The following is a 17,924-nucleotide window of genomic DNA, read 5'->3' as shown; positions in this document are numbered from 1 at the left end:
GGCACAGGCGGGGAGGCGGGCATGCGCGTGGAAATCGGCGAAGTGGCCAGTTCGGTGCAGATGATGGACAGCGACAGCCTGCTCGACGAGCGCACGCTGGCGCGCATCGTGGCGGCGGTGCTGCAGGCGCTCGACGAGCGCGACCAGCATGACGGCCGCGCAGCGACGGAACGGGGCGTATCGCCGGGCATCGCGCGCGGCGCGGGCCGGCAAACCTGAGCGGAGAGAGGGAACATCATGCAACAACTGCAGAAAGCCATGCTGGTCGCCGAATACGATGCCGGGCTCGATTTCATCGAGGTGCAGTACAACCCGACCGAATTCAGCCTGGAAAAGGGCGCCCAGATCGCCGAAGTGGCGATCCCCGGCATCGATGCGCCGGTGCTGCAGTTCGTCCGCGGCCAGACCGAGAAGCTGACCATCGAACTGTTCTTCGACACCACGGAACAGGGCATGGGCAGCGGTGCCACCAGCGTGACCACGCTGACCGACCCGGTGTATTCGATGGTGAAGATCGAACCCACCCGCCATGCGCCGCCAATCGTCAGCTTCGTGTGGAACACCGCGTTTCCCGGCGCGAACATGTCCAGCTTTTCCGGGAACCAGGGCCGCAACGAGTTCCGCGGCCTGGTCGAAAGCGTGCGCCAGAAGTTTACGCTGTTCAGCCCGGAGGGGGTGCCGCTGCGGGCCACGCTGACCATCACGCTGCGCGAGTACAAGACGCTCGACGAGCAGCTGCACCAGCTCAATCTCAGCTCGCCGGACCGCACCCATGGCCACGTGGTGCAGCAGGGCGAGACGCTGGCCGCGATCGCGCGCCGCTACTACGGCCGCGCCGCCGACTGGCGCCAGATTGCCGACGGCAACGGCATCGAGGACCCGCGCCGCCTGCGGCCGGGTACCGTGCTCGCCGTGCCCACCTTGCGCTGAGGCGCGACCGGACCCGCCATGGAAGAACTGACGCTATCGGACGAATCGGCACTGCAGGGCGGCTTCTACGTGCCGCAGTTCGAGCTGCAGATCGACGGCGTGTCGGCGCCGAACAGCGTGGTGCGCGACATCACCCAGGTCACCTACAAGGACAGCATCAAGGAGATCGACAGCTTTGAAATCACCGTCAACAACTGGGATGCGACGACGCGGCGGCCGAAGTACATCGGCTTCGATACCGATCCGGCGCGCCCCGCATCCGGCGGCGACGCGGAACGGGCCACGCTGTTTGAACCGTGCGGCAAGAAGGTGTCGCTGCGCATGGGCTACGCGAGCGACCTGCGTCTGATGCTGCTCGGCACGTTCACGACCTTGGAACCGAACTTTCCCGCCAGTGCGCCGCCCACCCTCAATGTGCGCGGCCTGAACGTGCTGCACCAGTTGAGGCGCAAGCAGTACAGCACCACCTGGAACGACAAGCGCGACAGCGAGATCGCCGCCAACCTGGCCACGCTGCGCGACAACACGCTGCCCACCGCCGACAAGCGCCGCATCCCGCTGCCGCTGGTGATCGACACCAACGCCATGCAGGCGGAAGACCCGCTGCCGGTGGTCCACGAGGAAAACCAGTACGACATCGATTTCCTGCTGACGCGCGCGCGGCGGCGCGCCTACGTGGTGTATATCCGCGAGGGCGATCCGGCCGCCCGAAATCCCCGCGAACGGGAGCGCCACCTGTACTTCGGGCCATCGAACGGCCGCGGTCCCGGCGTGCGCGACGTGATGTACCGCCTGAAATGGGGACTGTCGCTGATCGACTTCAAGCCCACGCTGACGACGGCGAACCAGGTGAAGTCGGTCACGGTGAACGGCTGGGACCGCACCCGCCAGCGTGCCATCTCGGTAAAGGTCTCGCTCGGCGAGCGCGGCGCAACAGTGAATGCCGACCTGCATAACCTGATCAGCGCCTGCGACGCGCGCGAGGAAATCGTGGTGGACCGGCCGATCCATTCGGAGCGCGAGGCGCGCGAACTGGCCCGTTCGATCCTGGGCGACCAGCTGAAGGAAATCGTGAAAGCCAGCGCCACCTGCATCGGCCTGCCGGACCTGCGCGCTGGCCGCCGCGTCGTCATCGAAGGCCTGGGCCCGCGCTTCTCGGGCACGTATTTCATCACCGACTCCACGCACACGATCGGCGACAGCGGCTATGTCACGAAATTCAATGCGCGGCGCGAACAGGAAGGCTCATTTCCCACATCATTGGCGGGGTTGCGATGAGCGAGGAAACCTATCCGGGCGTCGTCATCGGCACCGTCAGGGAAATCGACGGGGCGCTGGGCCGCATCAAGGTCGATTTCATGTGGATGAATCCACCGCAGCGCTCGGACTGGGCCTCGATCGCGGCGCCGATGGCGGGCGGCGAACGGGGCGCCTACACGATGCCGGAGGAAGGCGACGAAGCGCTGGTGGCTTTCCTGTTCGGCAAACTGGCGCACCCGTACATCGTGGGCTTCCTGTGGAACGGCCAGCACAAGCCGCCGTCGACAGACCCGCGGCTGCGAATCATCCGCAGCAAGAACGGCCACAAGATCAGCCTGTACGACCCGGAACCGGCCGCCGGCGACAAGGGCTACCTGCTGCTGGAAGACGCGCACGGCAACCAGGTCGAGCTGCGCAACGGCATGGTGACCATCCTGAGCAAGGGCCTGCTGCGGCTGCAGGCGCCGTCAGTGCAGATCAACAGCCGCGTGGTGGCGCCGGTCGGCCCGCCGATCTGAGGAGCATCGACGATGACGACCACTATTCCCTGCATCGCGCTGGACGAGATCAGGATCCCGTCGATCCCGCTGCCGACCGGCGGCGAGCTGAAAGGCGTCGCCGATTTCGCCGCGGGCGTGCCGACCAATTGCAAGATCGACCTGAACCTGCTGGTGCAGCTCGGGCCACTGCTGGGGGCGATGGGCTGCATCCTGAAAATCCTGGAGGTGCTGGGCAATATCATCGATTTCGCCAAGGCGGCGCCGGATCCGTTCAAGATGGCCGAGAAGGTGGGGGCGCTGGTGAAATCGTTCGAAGAGCTGTCCGGCTGCATCCCGGCGCTGGCGCCCTTCAATTTCGTACTGATGATCAAGGCCATCCTGGAACTGATCATCAACATCCTGTCCTGCCTCGTCGACAGCCTGGCCAGCATCGTCGACTTCCAGGTCTCGCTCGATTTCGCCTCGGCCGAAGGCAACCCGGCGCTGACGGCGGCGCTGGAATGCGCGCAGCGCAATGCCGACACGTCGATGAGCAACCTGCTGAACTCGATGGGCCCGATCGAGACGGTGATGAAGGTGGTCGGCGGCGTGGCGTCGCTGGCGCAGTTGGAGATCGCGCTGCCCGACCTGAGCGCGCTTGGCCAGGCCGCCGACGCGGCGCAGGCGGTACAACAACTGAAACAGTCGATCGACGGCATGAAAGCCGTCATCGAATCGCTGCCCGGCTAAGGAAGTGGAGAAAACCATGGCGACCCAACGCGACTTCCTCGGCATCGGCTGGAAATTCCCCCTGCAGGTCAATGCGGCGGGCCGCATCGCCCAGGCCCGCCACGAGCAGCGCATCGAGGAGGGCATTTACCTGGTACTGGCCACGGCCAAGGGTGAACGGCCGATGCTGCCGGAATTCGGCTGCGGCATCCACGACCTGGTGTTCGAACCGAACAATCCGCGCACCGTGGCGCGCGCGGTACAGGCGGTGCGCGAGGGTTTGACCCGCTACGAGCCGCGCATCGACGTGCTGGACGTGACGGCCGCCGCCGCTCCGGAGCGGGAAAACCTGCTGCTGATCCGCGTCAGCTACCGGATCCGCGCGAACAATGCCATCGGCAACCTGGTCTACCCGTTCTATATCCGCGAGGCGGGCTGACAGGCTATACGACGCTATCGGCCCCAAGGCAACCGGAGAACCCCATGCCGCTGAGAGACCACCTGCCGCCGATCGACGATCGCCGCTACGACGATATCGTGACGGAGATCCGCACCCGGATCGCGCGCTATGCGCCCGAGTGGCGGCCCGGCGAATCGGCGTGGACGGACGTCAACGAGAACGATCCGGGTGTCACGCTGGCGCAGGTGTTCGCATGGCAGGCCGACATGCTGCTGTACCGGCTGAACAAGGTGCCCGAGCTGTCATATTTGAAGTTCCTGGAGCTGATCGGCATCGAACTGACGCCGGCCCAGCCGGCCCTGGCGGAGGTGACGTTCCCGGTGGCGGCCACGCATGCGGCGGCGATCGTCAGAGTGCCGGCCCGGTCGCAACTGAGTGCCGACCCGCAGGACGGCGGCCCGCCGGTGGTGTTCGAGACGGTACGAGGGCTGGTCGCCTGGCGCGCCGCGCTGAAGGCCGTCATGGTCTTCGACGGCAGCCAGTACCTGCCGCGCACGGCCGACAACGCCGCGGCGGAGCGCGGCTTCGAACCCTTCGGCCCGCGCCCGGACCGCGAAACCGCGCTGCTGCTGGGCTTTGACGACAGCGCCGCGCTGCCGCCGGAGATCCTCGACCTGGCCGTCGTCGTGATGCCCGGCGCCGCGGGCGGCGACACGGTCCGCCAGTACGTGCCGTGCGGCGCCAATCCGCTGGCCTTCGCGCCCGCCACCGTGGTGTGGGAATACCAGACGCCGGCCGGCTGGAGCCGGCTGAACCTGCTGAAGGACGATACGCTGGCCTTCACCCGCAGCGGCCACGTCAGCCTGCGGCTGCCCACCGCCGGCATCGCCGCCAAGACCAAGCTGCAGCCGGCCGACCCGCTGCCGTTGTACTGGCTGCGTGCCCGCGTGCTGGCGAGCCAGTACGAGCGGGCGCCGCGCCTGCTGGCCGTGCGCACCAACACCGTCGCGGTGGAAGCGGCGGAAACGCTGGCCGACGAAGTGCTGGGCGGTTCGGACGGCAGCCGCAACCAGGTGTTCCAGTTGTCCGGCAAGCCGGTCGTGGCCGGCAGCCTGCAGCTGGAGATCGAGGAAAGCGACCGCGGTGCCGAACGGTGGACCGAGGTGGCGGATTTCTTCGGTTCCGGTCCCGCCGACCGCCATTTCGTGCTGAACCGCTCGACCGGCGAGATCTTTACCGGGGACGGCGTGCATGGCGCGATTCCGGTCGCCTATGTCAACAACCCGAACGGCAATGTGATCGCGCGCCTGTACCGCGTCGGCGGTGGCCGGCGCGGCAACGTGGCGGCCGGCGCGATCGCCACGATGGCCTACCGCGTCGAAGGCATCGATGAAAACGGCGTGGCCAACCTGCAGGCGGCCTTTGCCGGCAGCGAAGAGGAAACCCTCGACGAAGCGCGCAAGCGCGCGCCGCGATCGCTGAAGAGCCGCGAGCGCGCCGTGACGGCCGAGGATTTCGAAACGCTGGCCCAGGCGGCCGGCAACGTGCGCCGCGCCAGGGCGCTGCCATTGTTCCACCCGGACTTTCCGGGCGAGCGCATTCCCGGCGTGGTCTCCGTCGTCGTGGTGCCCGATGCCGACGGGCCCCGGCCGATGCCGAGCGAAGGCACGCTGAAGAGCGTATGCGCCTATCTCGACGAGCGCCGCCTGCTGACGACCGAACTTTACGTGGTGAAGCCGGGCTACCAGCAGATCGACATCCGCGGCGAGGTGGTGGCGGCCGACGATGCCGACCTGGCCGAGGTGGCCGATGCCATCGATGCCCAGCTGTTCGCCTACTTCCACCCCTTGCGCGGCGGTGAGGATGGCCAGGGCTGGCCGTTCGGCGGCCGGATCTTTTATTCGCGCGTGTACCAGCGGGTGTTCGGCGTGCCCGGCGTGGCCAGCATCGCCCGCCTGGTGGTGGTGCTGGACGGCATCGAGCAGCCGGAATGCACCGACGTGCCCATCGCGCCGCACGGCCTGCTGTACTCCGGCCAGCACCAGGTCAGCGTGAACTACGATTTCGACGGGGAGCCGCGATGAACGCGCCGCTGCCCGGCTTCCCGCGCATGCCGCATATCCCGGTGCCGCCGTTCGAGCCCACCTCGCTACTGCTGAACGCGCGCACCGGCTGGCAGGTGCAGGCGGCCGCCTGGAACGGGGTCGAGGCGGGGCTCGACGGTACCCTGCAACTGGCCGGCGACCCGGCGAGTGCCCGTGCGTTCACCGAACCGTCGGGCAGCTTCGGCGGGCTGGTGCCGCCCAGCCACGCCGCGGTGGCCGGCGACGGCGCCGTCTACCTGCTGGACCGGGAGCACCATCGGCTGAAACGCTTCGATCCATGCCGCTGCCTGTTCGCGGAAGTGGCCTGCATCGGCGGCGCGGGCGGCGGGGCCCGCGAGTGGCGCGCACCCGGCGGCATCGCCATCGGCTGCGGCAAGCTGTATGTATGCGACAGCGGCACGGACGATGCGCCAAAGCACAACCGGCGTGTCGCTGTCTTTTCCCTGACCGGCCTGGCCCTGTACGGGCACCTGCTGCCGCAAGGCGTGGCCGGCTGGCGGCCGGACTGCGTCGCCCTCGATGCACGCGGCTACGCTTATGTCAGCGACCGGCAGAATGGCATGGTCCACGTGTTTTCTCCGCTGCTGCGCTTCGTGCGTTCGCTGGGCGGCTTTTCACACCCGGGCGCCATCACCGTCGACGCCTGCGGCCTGCTGTATGTGCTGCATGACGGACCGGCCGGCCGCGTCTTGCGGGTGGTCGATGCGCAAGGCAGCGAGCAGCCGGCGCCGCAGCGTGTCGATGCGGTGGCGGATCGCTTCGCGCCGTTGCCGTTCACCGTCGATGCCCTGGGCCGGATGGCGCTCCATGCGCTGTGCGCCGGCACGCCGCCCGGCTCGCTCGTGTTCGGCTCGGATGGAGAACCTGTGCTGCCCGAACCCGTGCCCGGCGCCGCGCTGTTCGCCACCACGGGCAGCGCGATCGTCGGCCCGCTGGACAGCAGGATCCATGCGTGCGTCTGGCACCGCGTGCTGTTGCGGGCCGGCGTGCCGGCGGCGGGCCGCATCCTGGTGGAGTCGTTCACGGCCGACGCGGTCATCCCGCCGGACCAGCTGGCCGACTTCGCCCGCTGGGAAACCGGCCAGGCTGCCGGCCCCGGCGGCAACGGCGCCGGTGACGAAAACGAAGACCAGGACTGGGATTGCCTGCTGCGCAGCGATGCCGGCCGCTACCTGTGGCTGCGGCTCACGCTGACGGGCGACGGGCTGGCCACGCCATCCATCGCGGGCATCGAGATCGAATTTCCCCGTATCGGGCCGCGCCAGCACCTGCCCGCCGTGTTCGGCGCGGAAGCCGGCAGCGCGGACTTCACCGACCGCTTCCTGGCGCTGTTCGACACCACGTGGCGGGGCATCGAACGCAGCGTCGATACCTTGCCGGGCCTGTTCGATCCCTTGTCGGCGCCCGCCGTGCGGGTCGACGGCGCACCGACCGACAGCCTGACGTGGCTGGCTTCCTGGATCGGCCTGCGCTTCGACCGCAGCTGGGATGAGAACAAGCGCCGGCGCCTGCTGAAGGCTGCAGGCCGGGCGCTGGACCGCCGCGGCACCGTGCAGGGCTTGCGCGACGCGCTGGTGCTGCTGCTCGGTCTGGACCGCGGCCCCGCCTGCGCCTGCCCGGCCGAACCGGTGACGCGCTGCGGCTGCCGCCCGGCGAACTGCGCGCCGCCGGCGCCGCGGCCGGCCGCCTGGCGCGTGCCGCCGCTGGTGCTGGAACACTTCCGGGTGCGCCGCTGGCTGTACCTGGGCCAGGGCCGGCTGGGCGAGCGCTCGATGCTGTGGGGCCAGCGTATCGTCAACCGCAGCCAGCTGGACATGAACGCGCAGGCCGGCGTCACGCAGCTGATCGCCCGGCCCGACCCGCTGCATGACCCGTTCTCCAGCCACGCGCACCAGTTCACCGTGTTCGTTCCGGCCTGCGTGCGCGACGACGATGCCGGCCGCAAGGCGCTGGACAACCTGCTGGCGGCCGAGAGCCCGGCGCATACGCGCTGGTATGTCGAATACGTGGAACCGCGCTTCCGCATCGGCGTGCAGTCCACGCTGGGCTTCGATGCCGTGATCGCGGCGCCGCCGCCGACGCATGCGCTGGGCGGCCAGCCGCTGGGCACGGGCACGGTGGGCCAGTCCGCCCGCGACGCCGCCGGGGGACGCAAGTGGCAAACCGGGATCCGGGGCCGCCTGGGTGCGACCAGCCGGATCAACTAGAGGAGCAGCACCATGGGTACGAGCACCATCCTGCACGATCAAGCGCTGTCGCCGGAGACGTGCCCGGCCTGCGAATTCGGGCCGTTCACCCGCAATGCCTACTGGATGGGCAAGCTGATGCTGCCGCGCGATTTCATCGACGAGCAGCACTACGTCATCGACAAGCTGCGGCACCATCACGTGCACCTGCATGGCTGGGGCGTGGTCTGCGGCCTGAAGGTGGTGCCGCATGAAACGGCGGCATGCCGCCACCGCTTCGTGTGCGTCGAGCCGGGCGTTGCCATCGACTGCTGCGGCCACGATGTGATCCTGCCGGAACGCGACTGCATCGACCTGCTGGCCGTGCCCGCGATCCGCGCGCTGCAGGAGTCCGGCGATACGGCGGAGCACACGCTGCAGGTCTGCATCCGCTACCGCGAATGCCCGACCGAGCAGGTACCGGTGCTGTACGACGACTGCGGCTGCGAGACGGGCTGCGATGCGGAACGCTGCGCGCCGAACCGCATCCTGGAATCGTATGAGCTGGGCGTGATCGTGGACCCGGCGCCGCCCGCGGAACCGCCGCCGGCGCTTCCATGCGGCGATCTGTGGGCCGACCGGGCCGCCTTGTGCGAGCTGTGCGACACCGCCGACTGCGTGCTGCTGGCCACGATAACAGCCTACGTCGTCGGCCAGCCGGTCGAGGAAACGCAGATCGACAACAAGGTCCGCAAGCTGCTGCCCAGCAACCAGACGATCAAGGAAGTCATCGACTGCCTGTTGAATAGCGGCGGCGGTGGCGGCGGCCTGGACGGGGTCGAACTGACGATGGTCGATTGCGGCCAGCCCGCGTCGGCCGTCCTCGAGGTGGATGGCGCGGGCCAGCAGATCCTCAAGCTGGACATTCCGAACGGCTGTCCGCCGGGTATCGCCAGCGCCACCGTCACGATGGTCGATTGCGCGACCCCGGCTGCGGCGGTGATCGAGACCGACGGCGCCGGCAACCGCATCCTCGAGCTGACCATTCCCAGCGCCTGCGGCCAGGAGATCCCGCCCGGACTGGACGACATCACGCTGACGATGGTCGACTGCTCGGAACCGGGCAGCGCGGCGATCGTCACCGATGCCGCCGGCAACCGCATCATCGAGCTGCGCATTCCCACCTGCTGCGAAGCGCTCAGCCACCTGTGCGGCATCAGCTGGCCGCATGGCGGCACGATGAACGCGGGAGAACTGGTCGAACGGGGGCTGTTCATCGCCTTCGACGCCAAGGTGCAGGCGGCCGACCTCGTCAACGCTGTGGTGCTGCTGGGGCGCGAAGAGGAAACCGGCTGCTGGTGCGAGATGGACCTTGAACTGGAGCCGGGGAATTTCCCGGAGCAGTGCGTGATCGATCCCGCCGCGTTCCAGGGCTCGAACGATCCGTTCGTGACCGCCGTGCGGATCCGGCCGTTCCGCCAGGGACTCAGGCGACGGATCCGCGTGCTGGTGAAGGGTGACTTCCTGCGCGATGCCGAAGGCAAGGGCGTCGATGCCAACCACCTGCCACCCTGGTTCGGCGGCGCGCCGGCCTACCGCACGGGCGACGGCGTCGAAGGCGGCACCTTTGAGAGCTGGTTCACGCTGGATTGAAGAGCCGAGGATACCCATGGCAACCTACCCGTATTCCCCCTCGGCGCTGTCTGCCGCCGACTACCCCGGCTGCGGCGAGCAGCGGCCATGCGATCCGGCGCCGGCCTGTCCCGCCTGCGGCGGACTGCAGACGCTGTGCCGGCCGCGCTTTTTTGCCGGCCAGCTCCTCACCGAGGACGACCTGAACCGGCTCGACCGCTACATGACGGACAAGAACCGCCTGCACAACCGCCACCTGCACGGCTGGGGCGTGGTGTGCGGCCTGGAGGTGGTATGCGCGCCGTGCCAGGGCGAGGGCGATCGGGGCAAGGTGCTCGTCCGGCCCGGCTACGCGCTGTCCCCTTGCGGCAACGACATCGTCGTGCCCGCGCCGAAGACCGTCGACATTTGCGAACTGATCGACCGTTGCCGCCCCCAGAAGGATCCGTGCTTCACTCCGGGCGCGGACGACGGCTGCGCCGATGCCGAGGAGACCTGGATCCTGGCGGTCTGCTACCACGAACAGAGCGCGCGCGAGGTGGCGGCGCTGCGGGCCGGCCGCTGCGACGAAGGCAAGCAGCCGGCCGGCAAGTGCGGCTGCAATGGCCAGTGCGGCGGGCAGTGCGGCTGCGGCGGCGATGGCCGCCAGGGAACCCAGGGCGGGACGGCCAGGGCCGGCAGATACCAGGCGCCGGCCGGCGCGAACGTGTCGCGCGCGGCGCAATGCGAGCCGACCGTGGTGTGCGAGACGTTCTGCTTCCGCGCCTACAAGGTGCCACCCGTTTCCGGCCGGGCGCCGCCCGAAATGGGCGCGCTGGTGCGCCGCTTCGTCTGCTGCCTGGTGCCGTTCATCGAAGACCTGGGTGGCCTGCCGGCGGCCGGTTCCACGCCGGCGCAGCTGCAGCAATGGCAGGTCAACCTGAAGGAGGCGATGCGCCAGTTCCTGCTGCGCGAATCGCTGTACGACTGCGAAGTGGCGCGCAGGCTGGCCGCCATCGAGCTGCCAGGGCTGAACACCGACAACTACGTCGGCGCCTGGACCCTGAGCACCGTGCAGATCCTGGCGATCGTGCTGCTGGTGCTGCAGAAATGCCTGTGCTCGGCGCTGCTGCCGCCATGCCCCCCGCCCGCGCCGGACGACTGCGTGCCGATCGCCACCATCACCGTGGGCCGCAAGCCCTGCCGCGTCGTCAAGGTGTGCAATATCGCCGGCCGGCGCTTCCTGCTCACGTGGCCGAACATCCATTACTGGCTGTCGTGGACGCCGCTGTTCGGCCCCGCCACCGGTTCGGCCGCCCCGACCACGCTGCGCGACCTGATCGTGCGGCTGTGCTGCACCACGCTGGGCGAACGCTTCGACGTGCGCGCCAGGGGCAGCATCGATGCCTACATGCGCGGCGGGCAGCAAGCGGTGCCGGGGCGCACGGCCGCCGGCACCGGCCAGCAGCAGCAACAGGAGGAAGACCGCAGCGTCTTCGCCAGCCTGCTGGCCAGCGCGCTGGCCGACCACCCCGCCGGGGCCGACATCGGCACGCTGCTGCTGGCCGCGATGGGCGCGCCGGACGAACAGGGCAAGCCGCTGATGTCCGGCCTGGAACTGGACCACCCGGGCGAATTCGGGCTGCTGAACGAGATCCTCGTGCCGGCCCTGCGCATGAGCCTGCCGATGAGTGGGCCGATGAGCGGGAACGGGCCTGAAGGAGGGAATGCCGGCGACATCGGCGCGCTGCGCGAAGAGATGGCGGCACTGGCCCGGCAGCTGAAGGCACAGGAAGAAACCATCAACGAGCTGAAAAAGCGCCATAAGTAATCGTCACGGGTAAAGGTCGCTCATCAACGCCGGAATCAATCAGCACAGACGCGCGGCACCGTTGAAGCGACATTGGCAGCGACGTCACGGGAGAATTGGCATGAACCAGATCGACCGCCCGCGGTTCTTCGAGGGGCAATACCTGGGCGCCGCCGACCTGGCCGCCTGCGTGGACTACACCCGCGTGCGCACCGCGCGGCACGAGCTGGGCGGCCACCTGTGGGGCATCGCCACGGGCCTGGACCTGGTCGAGCAGCCGCTCGGCTCGGGCGCGGTGCAGGTGTCGATCGCGCCGGGCCTGGCGTGGGACGGCCACGGCCGGCCGCTGGTCGTGCTGGCGCCCGAGCCGCTGCCCGCCGACCTGTTCCGCAATTACGTCACCGATACCGCGCCGGAAGGGGACATCGTCAAGATCTGGCTCAGCTACGCGGAAGACGGCAGCCGCAATCCGGGCCCGGGCTTCGAGGTGTGCCAGGGCGACCAGCACGCCCGCGTGGCCGAGACGTTTACCGTCGAAGCCGGCGAGCTGGATACGGTGCACAACGTCGTCGTCGCGGCCCGCACGCTCGATGCGAAGGCCGTCCGCAAGGCCTTCAATGCGACCGCCCCGGACCTGCATGACGAATCGGTGCCGTACCAGGAGCTGCCGGACGGCGGCGCGCTGCCGCGCTGGCCGATCCTGCTGGGCTACGTACGCTGGTTCAAGCAGGGGGCAGCGCCGGGCTACCTGAAAGCGCGCGTCGCCGGCGGCACGATGCCCGATGCCGACCGGATCCGCGCGATGCGGCGCTACATCGGCGTGGTGGCGGAAGAGGTGCTGGGCGCGGATGGCCGCTTGCGGCTGCGCGACCGCAACAAGGCGCCGTCGTCGAACTATCTCGCACCGGGCCTGGCGGGCGGCACCGACCTGCTGTGGGTCGAGGGCCATGCCCGCATCGAAGGCGACGTGCGCCTGCTGGGCGGCCAGCTGGAATGGCGCCAGGCCGGCGGCACGTTCGCCGACGTGCCGATGTTCGCGCGCCGCACGGAAGCCAATCCGCAAGGCGGCAAGAGCCTGGAACTGGCGTTCGCGCCGACGCTGCCGGCGCCGGCCGGCAAGCACCGGCTGGCGCTCGGCATCGTGCCGAAGGCCGGCGATGCATGGGGCGCGCTGGATCCGAAGGTGGTGGTGCAGGACGACGGCAACGTGGGCATCGGCACCGCCACGCCGCGTGCCCGGCTGGAAATCAAGGGCCGCGCCGACGTATGGGGCACGGCCCTGTTCGTGCCCGACGCGGCCAAGGGCACGCTGACCTCGCACGTGCACTGGGACGCCACCGGCGACTGGTATATCCGTTCGGCAGCACCGGCCGGCAAGGTGATCCTGCAGGATACCGGCGGCAACGTGGGCATTGGCACCAACGCGCCGAACCGGGCCGTGACGGTGCAGGGCCCCGCGGGCACCTACCTGAACGTGAAGGGCGACGCCGGCAGCGAGGAACTGCTGATCGGCGCCGACGGCGGCGGCGGCATCGTGTCGACGATGACCAACCATAACCTGCAGTTGCGCGCCGGCGGCAACAGCACGAAGATGCTGATCCAGGCCGACGGCAACGTGGGCATCGGCACCACGGCGCCGCGCACGCGGCTGGAAGTGCTGGGCCGCCCGGAACAGCCGGGCACCGCCTATTTCGTGCCGGACCCCGGCAAGGGTGCCAATATCTCCCACGTGCACTGGGATCCCACCGGCGACTGGTACATCCGCTCCGCCTCGGGCACCGGCAAGGTGGTCATCCAGGATACCGGCGGCAATGTTGGGGTCGGCACGGCGTCGCCGGCGCAGAAGCTGCACGTGGCCGGCCAGTTCCTGCGCGTGGACGGCGTCGGCGCGGCCCAGGCCGAGGTGGGCAGCGAAGGCAATGGCAGCATCGTGTTTGGCACCCGCAACGCGGGGATCGCGCTGGCCGACTTCCGCAACCTGACGGTGCCGTTCGATACCGGCAGCGCCGCCGCCTGGCTGACGCTGTGGTGCCGCTCGGTCACGGAAGTGTCCGATGCGCGCGCCAAGACCAATGTCGAACCGCTGTCCGGCGCGCTGGCGAAACTGGTCCAGCTGCGCGGCGTGTCGTACCAGTGGAAAGGCGATGCGGAACCGGGGCGCCAGGTGGGCCTGATCGCGCAGGAAGTGCAGCAGGTGGTGCCGGAGGCGGTATCGATCGGCGCGCGTGGCGCCGGGATCTCGTACTCGGCGCTGATCCCCGTGCTGATCGAGGCGGTCAAGGAGCTCAAGCTGGAGGTGGACACGCTGCGCCCGCTGGCGGCCCGGATGGCGCAGCTCGAAGCCGAGGTGGCGCAGCTCGAAGCCGAGGTGGCGCAGCTGCGCGCCGAACCGGCGGCACGGCCTGCCGGCAAGGCGGCTGCCAGGTCCGCCGAAAAGACGGCTGACAAGGCGTCTGAAAAAGCCGCCGACAAGCAAATCGACAAGCCGGCCGACAAGCCGGCGGACAGGCATTAGACGGGCGCCCATGGAAGCCGCCGCCATCGCGATCCGCCGTTTCTCCAGTGTGTACCGGTGCGCGCCGCGGGGCGACGCCGGCCAGCGCGTGCGCGAGCGGCTCGACGGCGTGGCGCGGCGCGCGATCGCCGCGCAGGTCGAGGCGCTGGCGGCTGCGCTCGGCCGCGGCGACGACTGCTCGGTGTGGGTGATCCGCCGGCTGTCGTTCAGCTGCGTGGTGAACGGCGCATGGGACGACGACCGCATCGCCCAGGCCTGGGCCAGGCGGCTGGTGTACGCGCTGGCGCTGGAACTGGCGGCCGGCGGCTCCGACGACGTGATCCGTTTCGCCAGCCCCGCAGAACAGCTGGCGCGTTTCATCGTCGACCTGGCCGGCGGCGACGCCTACGGCAAATGGTACAACGCCGGCTTTGCCGGCCTGCGGGGCCTGCCTGCGTCGATGGCGATCCGCACGGCGCTGGCCGAAGCCGGGGCCGACGGCGCCGAAGCGCTGCGGCTGCTGTCCGCCACGCAGTTGCACACGCTGCTGCATACGCTGGCACCCGCCGATGCGCTGGCCGTGCTGCACCGCTTCGCGGCGATCGCCGACGCCACCGCGCCGCCCGGGTTCGCGCTGCTGGCGGAAGCCATGCTGCAACCCCGCCCGCCGCATCCGGTGGAGGATGCCCGTTGGGGGCTGGCCGCGTTCGTCGCGGCCGCCTGGCGCTACCCGGGCAGCGTCCGCTCCCTGGTGGAAGCGGTCGCCGCCACTGCTCTCTATACACTGGAGCGCAGGGCGGACGCGGATGGGCGGCCAGCCACGGCACCGGCGCATACCGGCTGGCCGGAAACGCTGGGCGCGCGCGAGATACTGGAACGCCTGCCTGCCACCGCACGCGCCTGCATGCCCGACCTTGCCAGCGCCGCCGCGCCGCCCGGCCACACCGCCTTCGGCGGCGCCTTCCTGCTGCTGCCCGTGCTGGCGTCGATGCCGTTCGACGAATGGGTACGCGGCTGGCCTCCGGTCGACGGGATCGCGTCCGCATGCCTGGTGCGGGCACTCGTTCTCGGCACCTGCCTGGGCCCGGACCTGCTCGGCGATCCGCTGTGGCGCGACCTGCTCGAGCTGCCCGGCGATATCGACTGGCCCGCTGCCGGTGCCGCGCTCGGTGCGCTGCAGCCCGGTGCCCTGGGCGGCCTGCGCAAGGGGCTCCGCGCCCACGCCCGCGACCATGGCGCCTTGCCGCAACTGCACAAGACGGTGCGCGCGGCAGGGGAGGACTGGCGGATCGACCACGATGCGGCGGGTTACTGGCACCGCATCGCCGCCGTCAGGCCTGGCCGGCACCGGTTCGCGGCCGACGCCGATGTGCACTACCTGGTATCGCGCCTGCCGCTGTCGTTGCCCTTGCCGCTGCCGCCGGCCTGGCAGCGCCTGCTTTGCCTGGCGGCCCAGCAGGCACTGCGCCGCTTTGCCCGCCGCCTGCCCGGTTTCGCCCTGTCGCACCTCGACTACCTGCAGGCGAATTTCCTCTGCCTGCCGGCGACCGTGGAAATGCGCGGCACGCAAGTCGTCGCCGGCCTGGGCCGGCCCCCGCTGGCCTTGATGCTGGACCTGGCCGGCATGACGCGCACCACTTTCGAGCTGCCGTGGCATCCGGGGCGAACCTGCGTGCTGCATGCGGAGCGTGCGTGATGGAACTGGGCGATCCCGCGGCGGGCGCGTTCGGGCACGGACCGGGACCTGGGCCCGGGCCCGACCCCGCTGCCGTTGCCGAAGCAGCGCCGTTCGCCACCCGCCTGCGCCACCTCGATTGTGCGATCGAGCGCGAGGTGCTGCGCCTGCGCGGCCGCTACCAGCTGTCGCTCGACGAGTATCGCGGCCTGTATGTCAGCGACGAACAGGTCGACCGGCTGATCGACGACGCGCTCGGCGCGGGCGCCGGGGTTGACGAAAACGTGCTGCACATCGCCCGCCTGACACGCCAGGCCCAGCTGCTGCGCGCCAGCGCGCGCGCCGTGCCGGACCGGCTGGGCAGGCTGGCCGGCCTGTTCGGACTGGGGGCGCTGGAGTGCGAGCTGGTGTTCCTGGCGCTGGCACCGGAGCTCGACGCGAAGTACGAAACGCTGTTCGGTTACCTGAACGACGACATTGGCCGCAAATGGCCGACGATCCAGCTTGCGCAGCGCCTGCTGGACGAGCGCGCGGCGGCGGGCAACCCGGTGCGCGCGGCACTGTCGCCGGGCGGCACGCTGCTGCGCGCGCGGCTGTTGTTGCTGGGCGAGGCCGGCGGCCGCCTGCGCAGCGGCAGCCACCAGGGGTTCGCGCTGGCGCCGCCCGTCGTGCAGTACCTGCTGGACCTGCCGCCCGGCAGCGCGGTGCTGGCCGATTGCGCCGTGCGGCGCACGGCGGCGCTGCCATGGCAGGCCGTGCCCGTCGAAGCGGCGCTGGCTGCCCGCTTGCGGCGGCTGCCGGCCGTGCTGTCGCACGCGCTGCCGCCGCTGCTGGTGTTCATGGGCGAACCGGGCAGCGGCAAGGAGGAAGCGTTCCACGCACTGGCCGCGGACCTTGGCCTGCCGGCGATGGCGGTCGACCTGGCCGCCGTGGTTCCCGACCAGGCGGCAGCGACCTTCGATGCGCTGGCGCTGGAACTGGCGCTATGGCCGGCGCTGCCCGCCATCCGCGGCCTGGAAACCCTGCGCGACGGCGAAGGCCATGCCAATGCCGTGGCCGGGCCGTTCCTGCGCTGGCTGCGCGGCTGGCAGCGCGCGGCCGTGCTGGACATCCCGCGCGGCTTTTCCTGGCGCCGCCTGCTGCCCGAGCTGCGCGGCATCGAATTCGACTTCGACGGCGGCGGCTACGCGCAGCGCAGCGCCTTGTGGCGGGCGTTGCCGGCTGCCTGCGGCGTGGCGCTGTCCGGCGCCGAGGCGGCCCTGCTGGCCGGCCGCTTCGACTTCAGTGCCGGCCAGATCGCCGCGGCACTGGCCGACGCGGCCACGCTCGCCCAGCTGGAAGGCGACGCCGTGCCGGTGGCGTTCGGCCATATCCTGCGCGGTGCGCGGGCCGGCGCGGACCAGCACCTGGGCGCCCTGGCAGCGAAGGTCGTCCGCGGCCAGGGCTGGGACGACCTGGTGCTGACGCCGGGTACCCGCGCACGGGTGCGGGAATTCTCGATCGCCATCCGCCAGCGCCACGTGGTGTTCGCCGAATGGGGCTTCGGCGCCCGGCTCGGGCATTCGGGCAGCCTGGTGGCGCTGTTCGCCGGGGCCTCCGGCACCGGCAAGACGATGACGGCCGGCGTGATCGCGGCGGAGCTCGATATCGACCTGTACAAGGTCGACCTCTCCGGCCTGGTCAGCAAGTACATCGGCGAAACGGAGAAAAACCTCGACCGCATCTTCGACGTGGCGCGCAAGGCCAATGCGATGCTGTTCTTCGACGAGGCCGACGCGCTGTTCGGCAAGCGCTCGGAAGTGAAGGATGCGCACGACCGCTACGCCAACATCGAAACAGCCTATCTGCTGCAGAAGCTGGAGGAACATCCCGGCGTGGTCATCCTGGCCACCAACGTGAAACGCAATATCGACGAAGCGTTCGCGCGGCGGCTGCAATACGTGATCGAATTCCCGCTGCCCGACGTGCGCGAGCGCGACAGGCTGTGGCGCGGCATGTTCCCGGCCGCGGCGCCGCTGAGCGGCGATGTCGACTTTGCCTTCCTGGCGCGCCAGTTCGCGCTGTCGGGCGGGAATATCCGCAACGTGGCGCTGGACGCGGCATTCCTGGCGGCCCAGGCGGAGCTCCCGATCGACATGGCGCAGATCGTGCAAGCGCTGGCGCGGCAGTACGCGAAGCAGGGCAGGATCCCGTCACCCGGCGAGTTCGGCCCTTACTATCGGCTGATCGGCGCGCGGGAGCAGCGGTGAGCGCCCAACCGGCCCGG

At 70.0% G+C, this 17,924-nt stretch carries 13 protein-coding genes; all 13 read left to right on the top strand.

Features of this window, described 5'->3' with window-relative positions; all coding sequences use genetic code 11:
- The first annotated feature begins 21 nt into the window (after positions 1-21).
- Positions 22-219, top strand: a complete 198-nt coding sequence (locus ACY34H_RS16235) for a hypothetical protein (protein WP_464978502.1) — start codon at positions 22-24, stop codon at positions 217-219.
- Positions 220-237: 18 nt separating this feature from the next.
- Positions 238-930, top strand: coding sequence for a CIS tube protein (locus tag ACY34H_RS16230; protein WP_464978501.1), 693 nt, complete (start codon positions 238-240; stop codon positions 928-930).
- An 18-nt stretch (positions 931-948) separates the two neighbouring features.
- Positions 949-2,208, top strand: coding sequence for a phage late control D family protein (locus tag ACY34H_RS16225; RefSeq protein WP_464978500.1), 1,260 nt, complete (start codon positions 949-951; stop codon positions 2,206-2,208).
- Positions 2,205-2,708, top strand: a complete 504-nt coding sequence (locus tag ACY34H_RS16220) for a phage baseplate assembly protein V (RefSeq protein ID WP_464978499.1) — start codon at positions 2,205-2,207, stop codon at positions 2,706-2,708. Before ACY34H_RS16225 ends, ACY34H_RS16220 begins: the two co-directional genes overlap by 4 nt.
- A gap of 12 nt (positions 2,709-2,720) precedes the next feature.
- On the top strand, positions 2,721-3,419 hold the full coding sequence (locus ACY34H_RS16215; RefSeq protein ID WP_464978498.1) for a hypothetical protein: 699 nt from the start codon (positions 2,721-2,723) through the stop codon (positions 3,417-3,419).
- Positions 3,420-3,435: 16 nt separating this feature from the next.
- Positions 3,436-3,837 carry a GPW/gp25 family protein gene (locus ACY34H_RS16210; protein ID WP_464978497.1) on the top strand — a complete coding sequence of 134 codons (402 nt, stop codon included), beginning with the start codon at positions 3,436-3,438 and terminating at the stop codon, positions 3,835-3,837.
- A gap of 44 nt (positions 3,838-3,881) precedes the next feature.
- Positions 3,882-5,882, top strand: coding sequence for a putative baseplate assembly protein (locus ACY34H_RS16205; protein WP_464978496.1), 2,001 nt, complete (start codon positions 3,882-3,884; stop codon positions 5,880-5,882).
- Positions 5,879-8,110, top strand: a complete 2,232-nt coding sequence (locus ACY34H_RS16200; protein WP_464978495.1) for a phage tail protein — start codon at positions 5,879-5,881, stop codon at positions 8,108-8,110. The genes ACY34H_RS16205 and ACY34H_RS16200 overlap by 4 nt, the downstream gene beginning before the upstream one ends.
- 12 nt (positions 8,111-8,122) lie before the next feature.
- Complete coding sequence (locus ACY34H_RS16195) at positions 8,123-9,721, top strand: hypothetical protein (RefSeq protein WP_464978494.1); 1,599 nt, start codon at positions 8,123-8,125, stop codon at positions 9,719-9,721.
- 16 nt (positions 9,722-9,737) lie between these two features.
- Positions 9,738-11,510 carry a hypothetical protein gene (locus tag ACY34H_RS16190; protein ID WP_464978493.1) on the top strand — a complete coding sequence of 591 codons (1,773 nt, stop codon included), beginning with the start codon at positions 9,738-9,740 and terminating at the stop codon, positions 11,508-11,510.
- Positions 11,511-11,610: 100 nt separating this feature from the next.
- Entirely contained in the window at positions 11,611-14,004 is a 2,394-nt protein-coding gene (locus ACY34H_RS16185) for a tail fiber domain-containing protein (RefSeq protein ID WP_464978492.1), read from the top strand.
- Between the two features lie 10 nt (positions 14,005-14,014).
- Positions 14,015-15,679, top strand: coding sequence for a hypothetical protein (locus ACY34H_RS16180; RefSeq protein WP_464978491.1), 1,665 nt, complete (start codon positions 14,015-14,017; stop codon positions 15,677-15,679).
- Entirely contained in the window at positions 15,679-17,907 is a 2,229-nt protein-coding gene (locus ACY34H_RS16175; RefSeq protein ID WP_464978599.1) for an ATP-binding protein, read from the top strand. The genes ACY34H_RS16180 and ACY34H_RS16175 overlap by 1 nt, the downstream gene beginning before the upstream one ends.
- Positions 17,908-17,924 lie beyond the last annotated feature (17 nt).

The organism is Pseudoduganella sp. jia 9 (assembly GCF_055502615.1).
This window is presented reverse-complemented; position numbering and strand designations above follow the sequence as displayed.